Origin of the sequence: Hydrogenoanaerobacterium saccharovorans, from assembly GCF_003814745.1 — a bacterium.
Taxonomy (GTDB): Bacteria; Bacillota; Clostridia; order Oscillospirales; family Ruminococcaceae; genus Hydrogenoanaerobacterium; species Hydrogenoanaerobacterium saccharovorans.
In genome coordinates, this window is the sequence record NZ_RKRD01000001.1 from 1,459,093 (window position 1) to 1,478,679 (window position 19,587).

Annotated in this window: 18 protein-coding genes and 1 riboswitch; all 18 genes read right to left on the reverse strand. The window is 40.8% G+C overall.

What is annotated here, in order from left to right; translation table 11 throughout:
• On the reverse strand, positions 1–2,616 hold the full coding sequence (mutS, locus tag EDD70_RS06840) for a DNA mismatch repair protein MutS (protein ID WP_092751675.1): 2,616 nt from the start codon (positions 2,614–2,616) through the stop codon (positions 1–3).
• A 39-nt stretch (positions 2,617–2,655) separates the two neighbouring features.
• The gene (locus EDD70_RS06845; RefSeq protein ID WP_092751673.1) at positions 2,656–3,063 is read right to left on the reverse strand and encodes a YlbF/YmcA family competence regulator; all 408 of its coding nucleotides are present in this window, start codon (positions 3,061–3,063) and stop codon (positions 2,656–2,658) included.
• A gap of 90 nt (positions 3,064–3,153) precedes the next feature.
• On the reverse strand, positions 3,154–4,515 hold the full coding sequence (gene miaB / locus EDD70_RS06850; protein ID WP_423243275.1) for a tRNA (N6-isopentenyl adenosine(37)-C2)-methylthiotransferase MiaB: 1,362 nt from the start codon (positions 4,513–4,515) through the stop codon (positions 3,154–3,156).
• A 185-nt stretch (positions 4,516–4,700) separates the two neighbouring features.
• Entirely contained in the window at positions 4,701–5,903 is a 1,203-nt protein-coding gene (locus EDD70_RS06855; RefSeq protein ID WP_092751669.1) for an FprA family A-type flavoprotein, read from the reverse strand.
• A 146-nt stretch (positions 5,904–6,049) separates the two neighbouring features.
• Entirely contained in the window at positions 6,050–6,208 is a 159-nt protein-coding gene (rd, locus tag EDD70_RS06860) for a rubredoxin (RefSeq protein WP_092751667.1), read from the reverse strand.
• A gap of 123 nt (positions 6,209–6,331) precedes the next feature.
• Positions 6,332–9,163, reverse strand: coding sequence for an excinuclease ABC subunit UvrA (uvrA, locus tag EDD70_RS06865; RefSeq protein ID WP_092751665.1), 2,832 nt, complete (start codon positions 9,161–9,163; stop codon positions 6,332–6,334).
• Between the two features lie 91 nt (positions 9,164–9,254).
• Positions 9,255–11,231: an excinuclease ABC subunit UvrB gene (uvrB, locus tag EDD70_RS06870; RefSeq protein WP_092751663.1), complete on the reverse strand. Its 1,977-nt coding sequence runs from the start codon at positions 11,229–11,231 to the stop codon at positions 9,255–9,257.
• 496 nt (positions 11,232–11,727) lie between these two features.
• Positions 11,728–11,915: riboswitch (cobalamin riboswitch) on the reverse strand.
• Positions 11,916–11,975: 60 nt separating this feature from the next.
• Complete coding sequence (locus EDD70_RS06875) at positions 11,976–12,407, reverse strand: cupin domain-containing protein (protein ID WP_092751660.1); 432 nt, start codon at positions 12,405–12,407, stop codon at positions 11,976–11,978.
• On the reverse strand, positions 12,407–13,564 hold the full coding sequence (locus EDD70_RS06880) for an ethanolamine utilization protein EutH (protein WP_341465122.1): 1,158 nt from the start codon (positions 13,562–13,564) through the stop codon (positions 12,407–12,409). The genes EDD70_RS06875 and EDD70_RS06880 overlap by 1 nt, the downstream gene beginning before the upstream one ends.
• Positions 13,565–13,688: 124 nt before the next feature.
• Positions 13,689–14,228 (reverse strand): BMC domain-containing protein, encoded by a 540-nt coding sequence (locus EDD70_RS06885; RefSeq protein ID WP_092751655.1) that lies wholly within the window; start codon positions 14,226–14,228, stop codon positions 13,689–13,691.
• 4 nt (positions 14,229–14,232) lie between these two features.
• The gene (locus tag EDD70_RS06890; protein ID WP_092751652.1) at positions 14,233–15,588 is read right to left on the reverse strand and encodes a 4Fe-4S dicluster domain-containing protein; all 1,356 of its coding nucleotides are present in this window, start codon (positions 15,586–15,588) and stop codon (positions 14,233–14,235) included.
• Positions 15,589–15,615: 27 nt separating this feature from the next.
• Positions 15,616–15,900, reverse strand: a complete 285-nt coding sequence (locus EDD70_RS06895) for a EutN/CcmL family microcompartment protein (RefSeq protein ID WP_092751650.1) — start codon at positions 15,898–15,900, stop codon at positions 15,616–15,618.
• Positions 15,901–15,925: 25 nt separating this feature from the next.
• Entirely contained in the window at positions 15,926–16,642 is a 717-nt protein-coding gene (locus EDD70_RS06900) for a hypothetical protein (protein WP_092751648.1), read from the reverse strand.
• 14 nt (positions 16,643–16,656) lie between these two features.
• Positions 16,657–17,478: an ethanolamine utilization protein EutJ gene (eutJ, locus tag EDD70_RS06905; RefSeq protein WP_092751646.1), complete on the reverse strand. Its 822-nt coding sequence runs from the start codon at positions 17,476–17,478 to the stop codon at positions 16,657–16,659.
• 19 nt (positions 17,479–17,497) lie between these two features.
• The gene (gene pduL / locus EDD70_RS06910; RefSeq protein ID WP_092751644.1) at positions 17,498–18,109 is read right to left on the reverse strand and encodes a phosphate propanoyltransferase; all 612 of its coding nucleotides are present in this window, start codon (positions 18,107–18,109) and stop codon (positions 17,498–17,500) included.
• A 15-nt stretch (positions 18,110–18,124) separates the two neighbouring features.
• Positions 18,125–18,904, reverse strand: coding sequence for an ATP-binding protein (locus tag EDD70_RS06915; protein WP_092751642.1), 780 nt, complete (start codon positions 18,902–18,904; stop codon positions 18,125–18,127).
• A gap of 40 nt (positions 18,905–18,944) precedes the next feature.
• Positions 18,945–19,229: a BMC domain-containing protein gene (locus EDD70_RS06920; protein ID WP_092751640.1), complete on the reverse strand. Its 285-nt coding sequence runs from the start codon at positions 19,227–19,229 to the stop codon at positions 18,945–18,947.
• 35 nt (positions 19,230–19,264) lie between these two features.
• Entirely contained in the window at positions 19,265–19,561 is a 297-nt protein-coding gene (eutM, locus tag EDD70_RS06925; protein ID WP_092751638.1) for an ethanolamine utilization microcompartment protein EutM, read from the reverse strand.
• Between the last annotated feature and the right edge of the window lie 26 nt (positions 19,562–19,587).

Here is a 19,587-nt window from a genome sequence, read left to right on the forward strand (position 1 = left end):
TTATGATAACATATTTTTTAATTCATAAAGTGCATTCAGAGCCTCAATTGGTGTTAAAGTGTTTACATCAATTGTTTTAAGCTTTTCAATAACAGGGCTTTCAGCCAACGAGAGAAGCGATGTTTGAGCATTTTCGTATTGCTCTTGATTTTGCCTTTGCGCTTTAATAGTTGGTTGTACGCAAGTACCGTTTTCAAGAGCGGTTAAAATTTCATGTGCTCTTGCAATGATGACATCTGGTATTCCGGCAAGCTTGGATACTTCGATACCATAACTGTCATCTGCGCCTCCAGGAACAATTCGACGCAAAAATGTAATATCATCGCCGCGTTTTTTTACAGCAATATTGTAATTCTTCACTGAATCAAGTGCATCTTCCAGTGCAGTAAGTTCGTGATAATGCGTTGCAAAAAGTGTTTTTGCACCCAGCTTTTTCTTATCAGCAATAAACTCAATTACAGCGCGTGCAATACTCATTCCGTCGAAAGTCGATGTTCCCCTGCCTATTTCATCAAGAATAAGCAGACTTTTGTTGGTAGCACCTTTAAGAATCTGTGCAACCTCATTCATCTCTACCATAAATGTAGATTGACCTGAAGCGAGATCATCCGATGCACCGACACGTGTAAAAATTCCATCTACAATACCTATTTTTGCAGATGATGCAGGTACAAAACAACCTATTTGAGCCATCAGCACAATTAGTGCAACCTGGCGCATATAAGTAGATTTACCTGCCATATTGGGCCCGGTAATAATATTAATTTGATTGTCGGTACCGTTAAGATAACAATCGTTTGCAACAAATGGTACACCTGTAAGCAATGCTTCTACTACAGGATGCCTACCGTCTTTTATGATAAGCTCATCTGAAATAGTAATATCGGGGCGATTGTAACCGCGCAGAGAGGATACCTCTGCAAACGACGAATACACGTCCAGCCGAGCAATAGCATTTGCAGTTGATTGAGCTCGCTGTAACTGAGATGCAACATAAGTGCGCACCTCCTCAAAAAGCCGTTGCTCCAACCGAACAATTTTTTCGTTAGCTCCGAGGATTTTTTCCTCAAGAACCTTTAACTCTTCTGTGATGAATCTCTCACAGTTGGCAAGCGTTTGCTTTCTGATATAACGGTCGGGTACATTTTCGGAGTTGGAGCGGGTAACTTCTATGTAGTAGCCAAAAACGCGGTTATAACCTATTTTAAGTTTTGAAATTCCTGTCTTTTCGCGCTCCTCGGCTTCAATCTTAGCAAGATATTCTTTGGTATTGAATACAATATCGTGCAGATTGTCAAGCTCTTCATTATAGCCTTTTTCAATTACTCCGCCGTCTTTTATTGTGACAGGCGGCTCATCTTTTATTGCGCGGTGTATCAATTCATATATATCTGCTAAAACATCAATGCCTTCATATATTTGTTTGAGGTAAGCAGATTTGAAATCTATTACCGATTCTTTTAAACCCGGTAACTTAGATGCAGTACATTCCAATGCTTTTAAATCGCGCGGAGTACAATTACCGAATACTACTTTAGTCATAAGGCGTTCTAAGTCAAAGATACCTGTGAGGATAGCGATAATTTCACTTCGCTGAATACTGTTTTGGTACAATTCATCTACCGCATTTAGCCGTTTATCAATGGCTGCCGGGTTGATAAGCGGCTGTTCAATATAAGTTCGCAGCAAGCGCTTACCCATAGCCGTTTTTGTTTTATCCAAAACCCACAAAAGCGAGCCCTTTTTCTCACCTGAACGCATAGTTTCAGTGAGCTCTAGGTTCCTGCGGGCTATAATATCCAAATTCATATATTGCTTATCATTGTAATAATCAATGGAAAGCAAACGTTCTAAGCCAATCTTCTGCGTATCGCTGAGATAGCGCAACAAAATTGCTACTGCATTTACACAGTATGGTTTATCTTCGAGTGATAACTCAGAAAGTTGCTGAACGTTAAAATGTGTTGTAATAATTTTACGTGCCGATGCGATAATCTGTTCATCATCATCGGTAAGATTTGCAGAACACCCAAGTTTATTCTTGATAAAGGATGTTACTTGCTTATAGTCGAGAAAACTTTGATTAAAAATAATTTCACTGGGCAAAAACCTTCCTAATTCATTTATGAGTTTTTGCTGGGCATCTCGCCCTATGTATTCGGTGGTATTGATTTCACCGGTTGAAATATCGGTAAAACATACACCGAAACCTTTGGTATCGCAAAATATGCTTGCAATAAAATTGTTGGTGCCTTCATCTAGCATACTGGTTTCAACAATTGTACCGGGTGTAATAACACGGATAACTTCTCGTTGCACCAAGCCTTTTGCCAATGACGGATCTTCTGTCTGCTCGCAAATAGCAACCTTATATCCTTTTTTTATAAGCCTTGCAATATAAGCTTCGGCGCTGTGGTAAGGAACGCCGCACATAGGCGCACGTTCCTCCTGCCCGCAGTCGCGGCCTGTAAGCGTCAGCTCCAGTTCTTTCGATGCAAGCAAAGCGTCGTCATAGAACATCTCATAAAAATCACCCAGGCGAAAGAACAGAATATGATCCTTGTGTTTCGTTTTGATACTGTTGTATTGCTCCATCATTGGTGAAATCTTACCCAATTTTCTTCCTCCTGTGTCATAGTTAAAATGTCGTTTGAATTAATGGCATCCACCGCAAGAACCACAGCTTCCACTACACTCATGGGTTGCTTCTTCTACTGTAAAAGGGTCTTCTCCGTTTATACTTGCTGTAAGAATTTGATTGATGAAATTCATCATATTATCTACAGCTTTTTTTGTGGCATTAAATTCTATCATTGTGGGGTTTTTCATTACTGTATCATAAAGCTCTTTCAGCTCTTTATCAAGTGCTTCAAGTTTTTCTTGATCAGGCTCTTGAGAGCTAACAGCATTACTCATATCCATTCTTTTGAGATTAAATTTGCCGATAAGGTCTTGAAGTCCAGCGTCGCTATCTGCTTTTTCTTTTGCGGCGGTAAACAGTTTGTAGTTGTCATCCTCCTGAATTGCTTTACCTAGTTCTCTTGTTAACTTAATAACATCCATATTGATTCCTTTCCTCCGCGCGCAGTATTAAAATTTATTTTATTCCGCTCTTGTCCCGCGCGGTGACAGATGCGGTTGTTTGCCACTGTGTTAATCTGCAATTTCGCCGAGCACAGCCCAGCTAAGTGCTTTTGTAATGTGAACATTTACAAATTTGCCAATCCATTCTTCCTCTGCCTTAAAATCAACCACTGCGTTACTATCAGTACGCCCTGTAAGGTATCCTTTGCCCAATTTTGCAACCCCATCTGCCAGTACGCGAAGGGTTTTGCCCACAAGTGCTGCATTATGGCGGCTGCCAACTTCAGTTTGCGCTGATTGCAGCTCTTTAAACCAATGCGATTTTTCTTTATCAGTTACAGGGTCATCCATTTCGGCAGCTTTTGTACCCTTTCGCTTCGAATAGATAAATGTAAACAAAGCATCGTATTCAACCTGTTTGATTAGATCAATGGTTTGCAATAAATCTTCATGAGTTTCAGATGGAAACCCTACAATGATATCACTGGTAAAAGTTATATCGGGCATTTTTGCCTTTGCGTAACGTACCAGTTCTAAATACTGTTCACGTGTGTAATGGCGATTCATAAGCTTTAAAATACGGTTGCTGCCGCTTTGTACCGGCAAATGGATATGCCTGCATACCTTTTCACACTGTGCAATTGTATCAATTAATTCATGGGTACAATCTTTTGGATGACTTGTCATAAAACGAATACGAAAGTCACCTTCTATATCGTTTATCATGCGCAAAAGTTTAGAAAAAGATACTTCTCCTTCCAATCCTTTGCCGTAAGAATTCACATTCTGACCTAGAAGGGTAATTTCTTTGTATCCTTGATGAACCAATTCACGTGCTTCTGCAACAATTTGTTCAGGGCGGCGGCTGTGTTCTCTGCCGCGAACATACGGCACAATGCAGTAAGTGCAAAAATTATCGCATCCATACATAATTTGAATCCATGCCTTAAATCTTCCATCCCGACGAATAGGCAAACCTTCTGCAATAACATTGTCGCTATCTTCTACACAAAATACACGCTGTTTCTGGGTAAGTGCCTCATAAAGTAACTGGGGGAATTTATGCAGGGCATGGGTGCCAAATACAAGGTCAACATGCGGATAGCTTTTTTTAATTTTCTCTGCCACATGTTTCTGCTGCATCATACAGCCGCACAGCCCAATAATCATTTCTTTACGGTTACGTTTATTATGTTGCAATTCACCAACATTGCCGAACACCCTATCTTCTGCACCTTTACGAATAGCGCATGTATTATAAAGGATAAAATCAGCATCATCGGTAATATCGGTAAAACCGTATCCCATTTCCGCTAACATACCTTTTATTTTTTCGCCATCGCTGACATTTGCCTGACAGCCAAAAGAATGCACATGCGCCATAGGAGGATGCGGATAACGATGCTGCAAAATGTTTTTCACTTTCGCCATATATTCGTATTGATATTGCAGATCTTCTGCTGTCATTTCGACGTGTTTCTTATTAGACAAAGCATATCCTCCCGAATGATAAGATGTATCATCAAATTATAGCATTTTTAACCCATTTGTTCAAGAAGAAGTATAATAAAAGGCTTATCACAGATATTATTCTGCAATAAGCCTTTTTGTTGCTTTTATATTGTTTTTGCAAATTCTCTGCCGATTTCAGTTGCTTTTTCAATGTCTGATTCAGAAGGTACAAACTGGAACTTAAAACCTTCTTCGTAAACTTTCAATTTTAACCCCTGCATCCTTGCAATAATGTTAGGCACAGCCTCTCCGCTCCATCCGTAAGATCCGAAAGCCAAGGCAGGTTTCTTTTTATTATTGATGGCATCCACATGGCTTAATAAGTTCCACACAGGTGCAACGGCATCTGCATTAATGGTTGGGCTGCCGATTGCAAATGCATCTGAGCTGTTCAGTGCAGATTGAAGCTCTGCCATATTGTGGTTGTTTATATCATAAATAGTGACATTTGCGTCAGGAATAACTTCGTTAATTCCCGTCTTAATCGCTTCTGCTGCTAATCCAGTATTTCCGTAAGCGGAGCAATAAAAAATAGGCACAGTTGTAACGGGATTTTTGCGAGGTTGGCTCCATTCATTGTACATTTTTCTTGTATAATCTAAACGGCAGCCTTTGGTGAGAATAGGGCCGTGGCTGTTGCAAACATATTCAATATCCAAATCTTTGATTTTGTTTAATCCGTTTTGTACATAAGTAGGGAACGGACCAAAAATCCCTTTATAGTAATACTGAAATGCATCTTCATATTTTGCAGGATAAGCTATATTATAATCGAAATCATGAGGCTCGCAATAATGGCACCCCAGAAAATCGCACGAGAACAAAGTTTTTTCTTGTTCACACCAAGTAAACATAGAATCTGGCCAATGCAAAAACGGCGCAGAAATAAACTTCAGTTCTTTTCCTCCAAGGTCAAGAGTATCACCATCTTTAACCACGCGAGCCTTAAAATCAGGTATATTGGTAATATTTTTTAAATAGATTGAACCTGCTTGTGAAGCAACAATCTCTGCATTGGGGCAATGTTTTGCAAGATTAGCCAAAGCGCCGGAATGATCAGGTTCACAATGATTTAAAATGATATAATCGATTTTTGAAGGATCGCATACTTCTTCAATGTTTTTTAGATACTGCTCCCAATAGGTAAGATGACAGGTATCTATTAAAGCTGTTTTTTCACTGCCCTTAATGATAAATGAGTTGTAAGTGGTACCGTAATCGGTTGTCATAACAACATCAAAGATTCTCATGATAGGGTTTAAAATGCCTACTGAATAGATATTTTCGGTTACTTTTCGAGATGACATAGCGTTTACCTCCATAGTGTTAAACTCCATTTAGACACTGACAAATTGGGCTATGCGAAGCCGCAGCCTAGCCTGACTCAATTTCTCAGCGTCTGATGTCTAAACTTAAAAAGATTGAGGGGCGACTTGCCCCTCAATAAAAGAATTTATGCTTTCTCAAACATATCTTTGCCTACGCCGCAAAGCGGACAAACCCAAGTTTCAGGAACATCTTCCCATTTTGTGCCTGGTGCTACACCGTTATCGGGATCGCCCTCTGCCTCATCATAAACATAACCACATACTGAGCAAACATATTTTTCCATTGAGTTGTACCCCCTGTTATTGTTTTTATAGGATGTCTATATTATACCACTCAGGTATAGCTTTGTAAATATAAAACTAGGACATCTCATTTTCAAACGCCTTATTTATAATAATACTAGAAATTATTTGTTTTGCAATAGTTTTTTTAAATATTTACCGGTATAAGATCTTTCACATTTTATTATTTCTTCAGGAGTGCCGGTAAATATAACTTCACCGCCCTTATCACCGCCATCCGGCCCCAGATCAATAAGATAATCAGCTGTTTTTATCATGTCCAAATTATGTTCTATTAATACAACAGAGTTGCCTGTCTCAACCAGCTTTTGGAGAACCTCAATTAACTTATGAACATCTGCTGTATGCAAACCGGTTGTAGGTTCGTCCAAAATATAAATTGTTTTTCCAGTAGGGCGTTTTGAAAGCTCTGTAGCAAGTTTTACCCGCTGTGCCTCACCACCCGATAGAGTTGTAGCAGGCTGACCGATTTTGATGTAACCAAGCCCAACATCATAAAGCGTTTGCAATTTACGTTTAATTTTAGGCAGATTATCAAAAAACAGTAAGCCTTCCTCCACAGTCATCTCCAAAACATCGTAAATGGATTTGTCTTTGTATTTTACCTCAAGCGTTTCGCGGTTATAGCGTTTCCCTTTACATACCTCACAGGGAACAAAAACGTCTGGTAAAAAATGCATTTCAATTTGAATAATTCCGTCTCCTTCACATGCTTCACAGCGTCCCCCTTTTACATTAAAAGAGAATCTGCCTGAATTGTAACCGCGCATTTTTGCCGCATTGGTGGATGAAAATAAATCACGGATATCGGTAAAGACGCCTGTATAAGTTGCAGGGTTAGAGCGTGGGGTTCTTCCGATTGGTGATTGATTGATATCTATAACTTTGTCAAGGTTTTCAATCCCCAAAATATCATCATGTTTACCTGCACGAATACGTGACCCGTTAAGTGTAGAAGCCAGTTTTTTGTAAAGTATTTCGTTCACTAAAGAACTTTTCCCCGAGCCAGAAACACCTGTTACCACTGTAAAAGTACCCAAGGGGATTTTTACATCAACATTTTTGAGGTTATTTTCTTTAGCACCAATTACTTCTATCCAATTACCGTTGCCGCTGCGGCGAATTGAGGGAACAGGAATTTTTTTACGCCCGCTGAGATATTGCCCTGTAAGAGAATCATCACATTTTTCAATATCGTCCAGTGAACCTGCACAAACAACTTTACCACCATGCACTCCCGCCCCCGGCCCTATATCAACAATGTAATCGGCATTGCGCATAGTATCCTCATCGTGTTCCACAACTATCAGCGTATTACCCAAGTCACGCAACCGTTTTAAAGTTGAAATCAGTTTATCGTTATCTTTTTGATGCAGTCCAATACTTGGTTCATCCAGAATGTACAATACCCCCATCAAGCTCGAGCCAATTTGTGTAGCGAGACGGATGCGCTGGCTTTCGCCGCCGGACAGCGTACCGGCAGCACGGGATAATGTTAAGTATTCTAAACCTACGCTTTGTAAAAAGCCAAGACGTTCTCGAATCTCTTTCACTATTTGCGCCGCAATCATCTGTTCTCGTTCAGTAAGGTGCAATTTGTCTAGAAAATCGAGAGCCTTAACAACCGACATTTTACAAAAATCGCTGATGTTTATACCGCCAACCAATACTGCAAGGTAAACATCTTTTAGCCGATCTCCATGACAATCGGGGCAGCACTCTGAACTCATGTATATAGCCAGTTCTGCTTTCATCCATTCACTGGTTGTAACCCGAAACCGACGTTCTAAATTGTTAATTACACCTTCAAAATCTGTGGTGTATTCCCCTTGCATTGATCCAGCATCTCGGAAAATTTTAAATTTTTCACCGTTAGTACCGTAAAGCAATAAATTTTTACATTTCTGAGGTAAGTCTTTAAAGGGTGTATCCAGCGAAAACCCATAATGATTTGCAAGACCTTCGTAATAACTTTGCGCCATACCACCCTCAGCATAATACCATCCGCTTGCTTTTATTGCACCCTCTCGGACAGAAAGCTTTTTATTTGGTACAACAAGATCTGGATCCACCTTCATAAAAGTACCGAGGCCGGTACATTTTTCGCACGCGCCCTGAGGATTATTAAACGAAAACATTCTCGGGGCAAGTTCTTCAATGCTGATATTATGATCGGGGCAAGCGTAGTTTTGCGAAAACATAATTTCTTCTCCGCCAATTACGTCAATTACAGCAAGTCCGCCAGAAAGCCCCACCGCTGTTTCCAACGAATCGGAGAGGCGTGATTTAATATCGGCTTTTACGACTAGCCTGTCCACAACAATTTCAATAGAATGTTTTTTGTTCTTTTCAAGTTTGATTTCCTCGGTAAGGTCATAGATATTCCCATCAACACGCACTCTTGCATATCCTGACCGTTTAGCAGCTTCAAATTCCTTTACATGTTCACCCTTGCGCCCGCGTACAACTGGTGCAAGAACCTGAATTTTGGTACCGGTTTGCAATGACAATATTTGATCTACCATTTGGTCAACTGTTTGCTGTTGAATTGGTCTGCCGCAAATTGGGCAGTGCGGAATGCCAATGCGTGCATACAACAAACGAAGATAGTCGTAAATTTCGGTGACTGTCCCCACCGTGGAACGCGGGTTTTTCGATGTAGTTTTTTGATCGATTGAGATAGCAGGTGAAAGTCCTTCAATTGAATCAACATCGGGTTTTTCCATCTGCCCTAAAAACTGGCGAGCATAGCTTGACAGACTTTCTACATAGCGGCGCTGACCGTCGGCATAGATTGTGTCAAAAGCTAATGAGCTTTTCCCCGACCCTGAAAGCCCTGTAAAGACCACAAACTTGTCACGTGGAATTTCCAGACTAATATTTTTCAGGTTATGCTCGCGAGCCCCTTTTATAATAAGTTTATCATTAATCGGCAAAATATCTTCCTCCAAACAATGTTATGCTACATAATGGTCATTGCAAGTGCTGGTTTTATTGGGGGACAATCATCAGCACCCAATTGCAATGCTATATTTTTTGCTGCTCTTTTAGCTTTTTAATCTTATCACGCAGGTAAGCTGCATGCTCGAATTCCAATATTTTAGCAGCATTTTTCATTTCTGCAGTTAATTTTGCAATCAATGCCTCTCGTTCTTTAAAACTTAACCTCTTCGTTGATTTCGTTTTATTGTTTGTAGAATCCCTTGAAGAAATTTCAAGAATGTCACGTACATCTTTAACAATTGTCTGGGGGGTAATCCCATGATCCTTATTATGCTGTATTTGAAGCTTACGTCGACGTTCCGTCTCTGTAATCGCCCGTTCCATTGAGTTTGTAACGGAATCGGCATACATGATAACCATGCCTTCGGCGTTACGTGCAGCACGCCCGATTGTTTGTATTAAAGAGGTTTCAGAACGTAAAAATCCTTCTTTATCTGCATCTAAGATTGCAACCAATGAAACCTCAGGTATATCAAGGCCTTCTCTTAGCAGATTAATACCCACCAGTACATCAAACTCGCCAAGCCTAAGGTCTCTGATAATTTCCATACGTTCAATGGTATCAATATCATGGTGCATATATCTAATTTTAATACCCATTCCTTCAAAGTAGGTGGTTAAGTCCTCTGCCATTTTTTTAGTAAGTGTGGTTACCAACACACGTTCTTTTTTTGCAATACGCATATTAATTTCAGATAGAAGATCATCAATCTGCCCTTCGACAGGCTTGACTATAATTTCGGGGTCAACCAAACCGGTTGGCCGAATGATTTGTTCTACCGTTTGCACACAATGCTCTTTCTCGAACGGTCCTGGAGTAGCACTAACATAAACAGCCTGATTAATCTTTCCATAAAATTCATCAAAATTAAGAGGCCGATTATCAAAAGCAGACGGCAAACGGAAACCATAGTCAACAAGGTTCTTTTTACGTGCATAATCGCCGCCATGCATACCACGTACTTGAGGCAGCGTAACATGCGACTCATCTACAAAAAGAAGAAAATCATTGGGGAAGTAATCAATTAATGTAGTGGGCATACTACCCGCAGCTCTACCAGAAAGTACGCGCGAATAGTTTTCTATCCCTTTACAGAAACCAATTTCGTTTAACATTTCTATATCATAGTTTGTGCGCTCTGCAATGCGTTGTGCTTCAATAAATTTACCTTTTCCGGTAAAGTAACGAACTCGCTCATCGCATTCAGTTTGTAATTCGTGAATCGATTTTTCCATACGTTCACGCGGAATAATATAGTGACTGGCAGGATAAATGACTGCACTTTTCACATTTGTTTTCACTTCGCCTGTAAGCGTATTTATTTCACTTATTCGTTCAATTTCATCCCCAAAGAACTCTACGCGAACCGCAGTATCGCCGGAGTAAGTTGGGAATATCTCGACAACATCACCGCGAACACGAAACTTGTTACGAATAAAATTAATATCGTTGCGCTCATATTGAATTTCAACAAGTTTTGAGATTAATTCGTCACGATCTTTTGTCTGCCCCAAACGCAAAGAAATAACCATATTTTTATAATCAATAGGGTCACCCAAACTATAAATACACGATACGCTTGACACTACGATAACATCTCGCCGCTCTCCTAAAGCGGCAGTAGCAGAGTGACGCAGGCGCTCAATCTCATCGTTGATTGCACTGTCTTTTTCGATATAAGTATCGGTGCCTGCAATATAAGCTTCAGGCTGATAATAATCGTAATAACTGACAAAATATTCTACAGCATTATTGGGGAAAAATTCTTTAAACTCACTGCATAACTGTGCTGCCAATGTTTTGTTGTGTGCAAGAATTAAGGTAGGTTTATTTACCTGCGCAATTACATTTGCCATGGTAAATGTTTTGCCTGAACCTGTAACACCCAAAAGCGATTGTTCATGTGCCCCTGCATTAATCCCTTCTACCAATTTTTTAATTGCTTGAGGCTGGTCACCTGTTGGTTTATATGGCGAGACCAACTCAAATTTATCAGGCAAATTTGCTACCTCCTTAAATTTTTTAAGCTTACTTTACGGCAATTACCGTAGCAATATAATGTTATCACATTCCAGTTTCATGTCAATGGAACTTAACTATTTGATTTTTGCATTTATATAACTGTTGATTACTTATCATCAGAACAAATGTTCTGATGATAAGTATACCACTTTAGAAAAATAGAGTCAAGCATGCATGTAGATAATGTAAAACCGTACTATAAACTAAATAGACAAAAAAGCACGCAGCTGCAGCTACGTGCTTTTGTAAGAAGATTTGAAAACCTATATTGGTATCTGTCATCGATACACTGTTCAGCGGTTTTCAAACAAAGGCTTACCGACAATTATTATGCAAACTTTTTTAAATCATACGATGCTGTTTATATCAATATACAAAGGAAAAAGCTGTACCCTTAAAAAGGTACAGCTTCAAAAGCCTATAAAAAATATAGTACGGCTTATAAAACCACACCTTCTTAGCAACGAAGAAGTTTTTGTGTGATGTACATAGGCAGATATTCTGACTCAAACGTCAAACGCGATTTTCGCCTTCCCAGATAAAACCAGTGGCAACTGAAAATCACTACGCTTACACAGCAACGGCTTTGTGTGGGATTTTCACCCATCTTCCCTTTTAAGTGTTTCTATCAAAGAAACAACACCTATGTACTGCAATATTAACTTGTTATTAAATTATAAGTTTTTTATTTTTATTTGTCAATGCATTAAAACTTGAGCTTATTATTTTTGAGATTGCCAATCAGCAGGATAAACAAAATAAGCAAAACGTGCATAATCGGGTGTTTGAAAATGGATATGGCTTCCTTTAGGAATATAGAGGATATCTCCTTTTTTGCCAGATATGACATTGCCGTTAATTTCAATTTCCAAGTTGCCTTCAATCACATAATCAAACTCATCATAGCTTAAAGTCCAGTCAAAAGAGGTATGATCAAGCTCCATAATACCGGCACCCATGCGCGGAGCCTCTTCGAGGGTGACAATGTCTTTTAACGAGACACCCTTTTGCTCAAATGGCTCCGTTTTAACGGTATCTGTTTTTACTACCAGCACTCCGCTTTTATCTACGTGTTTTTCAAAGGGAGGCTGACCTTGAGCTTCAAGCAGAACTTTCTCGACAATTTCACGAATTAATTGTTCACTTACGTTCATTATTTACCCTCCGATGCTCCACTATCAATTTTAGAGAGCAGTTTAGGTGAAAGAATATTTGCAAGAACCAATGCTGTGATACCAGCTACCAATTTACCGACAATAACAGGGAAAATCATCTCTTTATTGACACCTGCGGTAAATCCAAGGTGATCGCCAAAAACGAAAGCAGCTGAAACTGCAAATGCAACGTTGAGAACTTTACCTTTCGGGTTCATATCACCAAGAATATTAAACATTGCTATGTTGTTGGCAAGGTTTGCAATTAAGCCTGCAGAACCAACTTCGTCCATTCCAAGACCTTTACCCACCTTCATCAAAGGTTTCTTAAAGGCTTTTTTAATCCATTCAACCATTGGGAATGCACCAATTAGAACTATTGCAATTGTTCCTACAACAATGATACCGTCAATAAGCGGAATGTTTCCTCCACCCTCGGGAGGCTCTACCATCATGTTAAAGAGAGGAAAATGGATACCGGTTTGATATTGGAATACCGCAATAGCTGTGCCGATGGTAATGATAATGGTAACTGCATTACCAAAATGGTTAAAGCCACGCATCATAGAACCGGGTTTAAACCAAAGGCCAATTGCAATCAGACCTGCAATAATGATAACCGGAATAAGATTGATGATGATTGTTAGGAAATCGATTTTATACGGAGTTAAATTCATAACCAAACCGCCAACGATACAACCGATTGGGATTGTTATTAAGCCTGCAAGCGTGCCGGCTGCCAGATAGGGACGATCTTTCGTGGCGATAATACCAAGTGCTACAGGGATTGTAAATACAATTGTTGGCCCCATCATAGTACCTAGAATCAAACCTGCAAAATTACCAATCGTTTCGTTAGCAGCGAGCTGCATTGCAAGCGGATATCCGCCCATATCGCATGCGAGCAGAGTAGTTGCAAACATAGAAGGGTCTGCACCAAACAGCCCATAAATGGGAGCAATAATGGGCTGAAGCAATACACGAAGAACGGGTGCCATTGCTACAACACCTACCATGGCAATTGCCAAAGGCCCCATTGCATTAAAACCTTCGTCAAATGCTGCACCATAACCCAATTTATTACCGCGGATTTTATCAACAGCACCGACAACCATAAAAATCATCATAATTGTCATAATAACCGAGTTTATGGACAGGTTGGAAATATAAGCTTGTATGCTATCTGTAAAAACGGATAGATCGGTGATTCTCTCTATTAATTCTTGAAACATACTAATTCTCCTTCAATAAAAAATTTTGAATGAGTGTGTGCGTTTTGCGCTACAAAAGTGTTTCAAACAATTTGGGTGACGGCCTTGGAATAACCGTAGTGCCCACCAAAAGATCAATGCCTTTTTCTGCTGCTGCAACCGCGGCACGTACCGCCCCAACGTCTCCGGTTAAGACAACTACGCCCTTTCCGCCGATAGCATAGCCGATTTTCACTTCGATTAAGGTAACATTAGCAGCTTTTGCTGCAATATCTGCAGCACGGATAGCCGATGCAATGGAGTAAAACTCCAATACGCCAACAGCTCCGGGCTGTTCCACCTGATTGGTCATACTGATGGCAGGGATTAATTGCGGATGGATATTAGGGATGAGTAAAGTGTCGACTACACATTCGCCGCCACGTTTTTTACCTTCATCCATAGATGCCGTCACATCACCCGTATATCCGGCAATAAGGATAATATACTTTCCGGGACAAACTGTAGACGCCCGTACAATTTCAACCTGTGCCGCTTTTACCATAAAATCGCTGATTTCGATACCTCTGGCAATACTCGATAGTTCGATCATGCCAATTGCATTTGCCATGCAATTATCCCTCCTCGCTCTGGCTGATTACAGCACAAACGGTGTCTTGTTGCAAAATCACACCATCAATACTGGAATGAATGTTAGCGGATAGCGCACCCTCAGCCGCCGCTGCCAGTAAATCACCTTTTCGTACACGGTCTCCAACATTCTTTATCGGAACAGCTGGTTTACCGATATGTTGCTGAAAAGGAATCTTCACTGTTTTGGGTGTAAGTTCAAAGCAGTCTTTAACGTGATTCCCGTAGTATTTTGCAAGATTAAGCCTAGCAGCCAATCGTTCGGTGGGGGTTCTTTTATTGTTTATCTCCTCACGCGCTACAGGGGCCAAATTACGCTCTACCTGTATTCCCCGCTCTCTGATTCGAGCTTTAAAGTAGCCGTTTACCTTTCTTGGCGAAAGCCCCATCGGGCAAGCAAACATTTCGCAAACCCCGCAATCACAGCAGTTAACCGCGTCTCCGTAAGCACGCTCAAATTCAATATCATCTGTAATCAGAAGTTCGCGGTAAAAATTGCGCATTACCAAATGCGGTCTAATGCGATGACCAATCAAATATCTCGGGCACAAATCTGTACACATTCTGCATTGGATACAAGCACTTCTTGTTTGAGCACGAATGGTACTCATAGGCAAGGTGCTGTGCTTAACCAAATAATGCTCCATCGGTAATACGATAATGTTTCCGGTAGTTTTGGTAATAACCAAAGAATCAATCTCTTGCTTGTTATTGTATACTTTGCCCATCATCGGCCCGCCAATAATGACAGCATACTCCTGTACAGTAGGTTTTGCCTTTGTAATACACTCCGATACTGATGTCCCAATAGGTACTTTTAGCATAATCGGCATTTGTACTTCGCCTACCACAGAAAGGTACTTATTTGTAACAGGAATGCCTTCGTTTGCATCATAAATATTAAGCAAAGTACCCACATTGCTGACTACCGCGCCCACCTGAATGGGTATTCCGCGTTCAGGGACAGACTTGCCCCATACCATATGTACCATTGTTTGCTCATCACCGGCAGGATAAAATGTAGTCATCTCAAATATTTCTATTTTGTATTTAGACCTGTTAATAGCTTCTTGCAAAGCCTTTATTTCGGTTTGATATTTGCCTTTTAATGCAATGACTTTGCGTTGTGCACCCAGATGTTCGCCTACAAGATGAATCGCTGCAACCAGCTTATCAGCAAAAGTACGGCACAGATATTTGTCGGTTTCAATGAGTGGTTCACATTCTGCTGCATTGATGATAAAGCAGTCTGCTTTCGCCTCCAGCTTAATGTGGGTGGGGAAACCCGCACCGCCCTCGCCTACAACGCCGGCTGCTTTTACTGTTTCGATTAAGTTCATGGTTTATCACCGCCCTTAAAGGCAAATTCAATCTAAAACGCTTGTATCAATTTCTTTGTCATCTACTATACCTACAACTGTGGCATCTACAGGAATATGCATATCACCCGCTGCGCTGCGGGCAGAACTGCCACTAACAACAAGTACTGTTTCACCAACACCTGCACCAATGATGTCTGCCGCAACATACGGGCTGCGCCACTCCTTTTCGTCCAAGATATGAATGGGCTTTACAATGAGGAGCTTTAGCCCAGACAGGCGTTCCTCCTTGCGGGTTGCCCATATTGTGCCTATGACTTTAGCAATTTGCATCTTGTTACCCCCGTCTATTTGGCTTTTACTCACGTACAATAGTAATACCCCGCTCGTGGGCATAGTCTTTTGCAAGGTCGGTTAAAATACTCTTTACCCCTACCTTAAGAACAGTAATTCCCTTTGCATGTAAGGCTGTAACATCTTTTTCGGTAATCACTTTTTTCTTTAACTGTGTTTGCTCTTTTTCACAGATGGCACAATCAGGTGCATTACCGTATTTTGCTGCATGTCCCAAAATAGTATCTACAATTGAACTTGCTGAGCAAAATATTACACCTGAATCCTCCAAAAGTTTGATTTTTTGAAGCATCATATTGTAATAGGGGGTAGGCGCAGTGTTCTTGTAATCAAACAGTTCAACATCCTCGCGTACTATATAGATTTTTTTTCCTGCTAATATCGCCTGAACTGCTAAAGATACATATGCATTATCACAGATGCCGGCAGAAATTTTTGAAAGAGCCTCGTTATTTAAGTTAAAAACAACAAGCACATCATAATCGTTGATGTCGCAATTGTAGTTTTTTTCTAATGCACATTCTGCTGCAAATTTTTCTGCAAGACGCTTACTTTTGAGTATTTCGTGGCAACAGATACCATGATTTTGTGTTAAAACTAAAAGTTTTTGGTAATTAGCTTTCGCTGCTGACGAAATAAAGGATTTCTCTGCGCGCTCTGTAAGTTCAACTTGCGCTAATACTTTTGAAGCTATTGCATCTACTAAGGTATTAAAGTCCATACTTTTCCTCCTTTCTACCCAATTTCACAGTTCATTGCAATGCCTGTAGGAGTAACCAGAAACGGGTTTTGAGGTTTTATGGTTTGGATTCCTGTTTCGCGTTCAAAAACTTTTTCAATCCCTGTTAAACAACAAGTACCGCCGCATAAATAGATGGTATTTACTTGAGTTTTGTCGATATAGCGATTAACAATTCCCGACATTTTCTCCAAAACAGCTTTTACTATGGGTAAAATTTCTCTGTGCCGACTATAATCTTGCTTGATTTTTTCAGCTTCTTCAAAGGGAATGTGAAAGTTACCGGCAAGAACCAATGTAAGGTGTGTGCCTCCTGTGGGTTCATCTTCTATACGGATGACCTTACCACCTTGCAATATCGCAAGACCAGTAGTGCCGCCGCCGATATCTACTACCACACCTTCATCGATTTGGAAAATGGAATTTGCAGCTGTTGGTTCGTCTAACACATTGGTTACTTCAAAGCCCGCTCCCTCTGCCACATAAGTGTGAGTACGTACGCTTGCGTCCGTTCCTGCGGGCATAGCTATAGCGCATTGCGTAAGCTCTGTATTAAGGCGTTTTTCCAACTTTGCTTTAAGCTCTTTAACAATGTTAAGAGCTCCAGAATAGTCGACGACTACACCATCTCTTAAGACGTTTGCCGCTTTTTTTTCACAAGCAACAGGGTTGTTCTCTTCATCAAGAACTACAATGACAATATAGGCGGTACCCAAATCCACACCTACTTTAAACTTTTTGCCAACCGGTAAAAAAGTGGTGGTTTCAGATTGCTCTACCTTTTTTATATAATCATTAACCCTCTGCAAATCCATCATATCTGTTATGCCCCTTTGTTTATTTTATAATTTTACCCAATGTAAATCCGTTAACCGCAGCGGCGTTCGCTTCGTCAAAATCGATGTGCATACGAAAAGTAAAGTTTTTATGAACACGAATCAGCACATTTTTAAATATAATGGGTCGTTCAGACATAATTTCTACACAGACGCGCTGTTTATCTTTTAGTTCCAGCATCTGAGCAGTTTCTGGCGGTACATGCACATGATTTTGTGCAATAATCACACCCTCTGTCAAATTAATGGTTCCGCATGGCCCTTCCACGATAATAGATCCGGAACCTTTGACATCTCCTGATTCGCGTAACGGTGCGGTAACACCCAATTCCACACAATCACTTTTGGATAATTCCACTTGCGTAGAAGATCTTACCGGGCCTAATATTGCAACGTGTTCTTTACGTCCTTTTGTACCGATGAGGTTTACTCTTTCTTCTGAAAGGTACTGCCCGGGCTGAGAAAGATCTCGTTTCGGGGTAAGTGATGCGCCACCACCAAACAAAATCTGCATGTCCCGCTCAGAAAGATGGATATGTCTGGCAGAAACCTCTACCTCTACAAGACCTGAACGAGTAATTGCCCCAACAATTTGGTCCATTAGGTTTTGCATGATGTCCACCTCACCTTACCGATAATCGCCTGCCAAATACTTGCACATCATGATGTGCAAAGCACTTGAAAGCCGATTCAGTTCTTCAATAATATCCTTACGGGTATACTTGCCGCCTATATGGAATGCACTCGCGGCAGATGTTTCGCACTCACGTACAGCAGTACGCAGTTGGTTCAAAAGGGCGTATTCTTTTCCCATCGTATAATCAGGAAGTACCATTTGTTTCACTTTATAAAACTTCATCGGATCGTGAGAACGCTCCCGCAGTTCGACATGACTCAGCCCTATAATATACTCGTTACGGAACTCTTCGTCCAGTACATCGCACCGCATCATTTCTCTCAAAATACCAAGAATATTGCTGAGGTCTCGCAGCAGCTGTTCATTGCAATTTCCTTCTGCAATCATTGCCTGATTTAATACCACCAATGCTTGCAAGCTGTCTAATTTACCGCGGAAGAGAATACGCGGGTGGTTTTTCGGTACCAGTACATTTCCATAAAGATGTGTCATATGCTCCGGTTTTTCTATGTAATAAGCACCCGTTACATAATCTACAAATTTTGGTTTAACCCCCTCGGCCACCTGAACCGTGGGCATTTCCGGAACCGGCGTTGAAACCGGTTCCGGAGAAGCTGCAGAATTAGGCTTAATCTTAGAGATTTTGATTTTACGCTGCTGCAGGTATTCGCGCGCCGCAGGAGAGAGAAGTTTTCCCTCAGGGATATAGTAAGTATCCGGCTGGGTATTTCTCAATTCATCCCGCAATATAGCTTCAGTTATTACCTTCAAACAGTTTCGCCCCCTCTTCGGGTCAATTTAAAATACAAAGTTATTTCTCCAGTTTTGGAAGAATGAATTCCACTTCTTCGTGCGGCCTTGGAATAACATGAACAGAAATCAGTTCACCCACGCGCTCTGCTGCCGCTGCGCCTGCATCGGTTGCAGCTTTTACTGCACCAACATCACCGCGTACCATAACGGTTACCAACCCGCCACCGACATGCTCTTTACCAATTAAAGTAACGTTTGCTGCTTTTACCATGGCATCGGCAGCTTCAATTGAACCGACAAGCCCTTTTGTTTCTATCATACCTAATGCCTGCAATGTCGCCATATAGGATTCTCCTTACATTTATAAATTTTGGATTTCTAATTAACGCTATTATTTGCTAAGTGTGGGAGGATAAACTCAACTTCTTCGTGTGGCCTTGGAATGACATGCACAGAAACAAGTTCTCCCACGCGTTCTGCTGCTGCTGCACCTGCATCTGTTGCAGCTTTTACTGCACCAACATCACCGCGTACCATAACGGTTACCAACCCGCCGCCGACATGAACCTTGCCAATTAATGTAACATTTGCTGCTTTTACCATGGCATCGGCAGCTTCAATTGATGCAACAAGTCCTTTTGTTTCAATCATACCCAATGCTTGCATTGTTGCCATATTAAATACCTCCTAAATTGTTTTAC

Bases quoted from the DNA above. Each gene is read 5' to 3' on its own strand.
- EDD70_RS06845 (WP_092751673.1), bottom strand. From the start codon at position 3,063: ATGGATGTTATTAAGTTAACAAGAGAACTAGGTAAAGCAATTCAGGAG.
- miaB (WP_423243275.1), bottom strand. From the start codon at position 4,515: ATGGCGAAAGTGAAAAACATTTTGCAGCATCGTTATCCGCATCCTCCT.
- EDD70_RS06855 (WP_092751669.1), bottom strand. From the start codon at position 5,903: ATGTCATCTCGAAAAGTAACCGAAAATATCTATTCAGTAGGCATTTTA.
- rd (WP_092751667.1), bottom strand. From the start codon at position 6,208: ATGGAAAAATATGTTTGCTCAGTATGTGGTTATGTTTATGATGAGGCA.
- EDD70_RS06875 (WP_092751660.1), bottom strand. From the start codon at position 12,407: ATGAACGTAAGTGAACAATTAATTCGTGAAATTGTCGAGAAAGTTCTG.
- EDD70_RS06885 (WP_092751655.1), bottom strand. From the start codon at position 14,228: ATGGCAAATGCAATTGGCATGATCGAACTATCGAGTATTGCCAGAGGT.
- EDD70_RS06890 (WP_092751652.1), bottom strand. From the start codon at position 15,588: ATGAACTTAATCGAAACAGTAAAAGCAGCCGGCGTTGTAGGCGAGGGC.
- EDD70_RS06895 (WP_092751650.1), bottom strand. From the start codon at position 15,900: ATGCAAATTGCTAAAGTCATAGGCACAATATGGGCAACCCGCAAGGAG.
- EDD70_RS06900 (WP_092751648.1), bottom strand. From the start codon at position 16,642: ATGGACTTTAATACCTTAGTAGATGCAATAGCTTCAAAAGTATTAGCG.
- eutJ (WP_092751646.1), bottom strand. From the start codon at position 17,478: ATGATGGATTTGCAGAGGGTTAATGATTATATAAAAAAGGTAGAGCAA.
- pduL (WP_092751644.1), bottom strand. From the start codon at position 18,109: ATGCAAAACCTAATGGACCAAATTGTTGGGGCAATTACTCGTTCAGGT.
- EDD70_RS06920 (WP_092751640.1), bottom strand. From the start codon at position 19,229: ATGGCGACATTGCAGGCATTAGGTATGATAGAAACAAAAGGGCTTGTC.
- eutM (WP_092751638.1), bottom strand. From the start codon at position 19,561: ATGGCAACAATGCAAGCATTGGGTATGATTGAAACAAAAGGACTTGTT.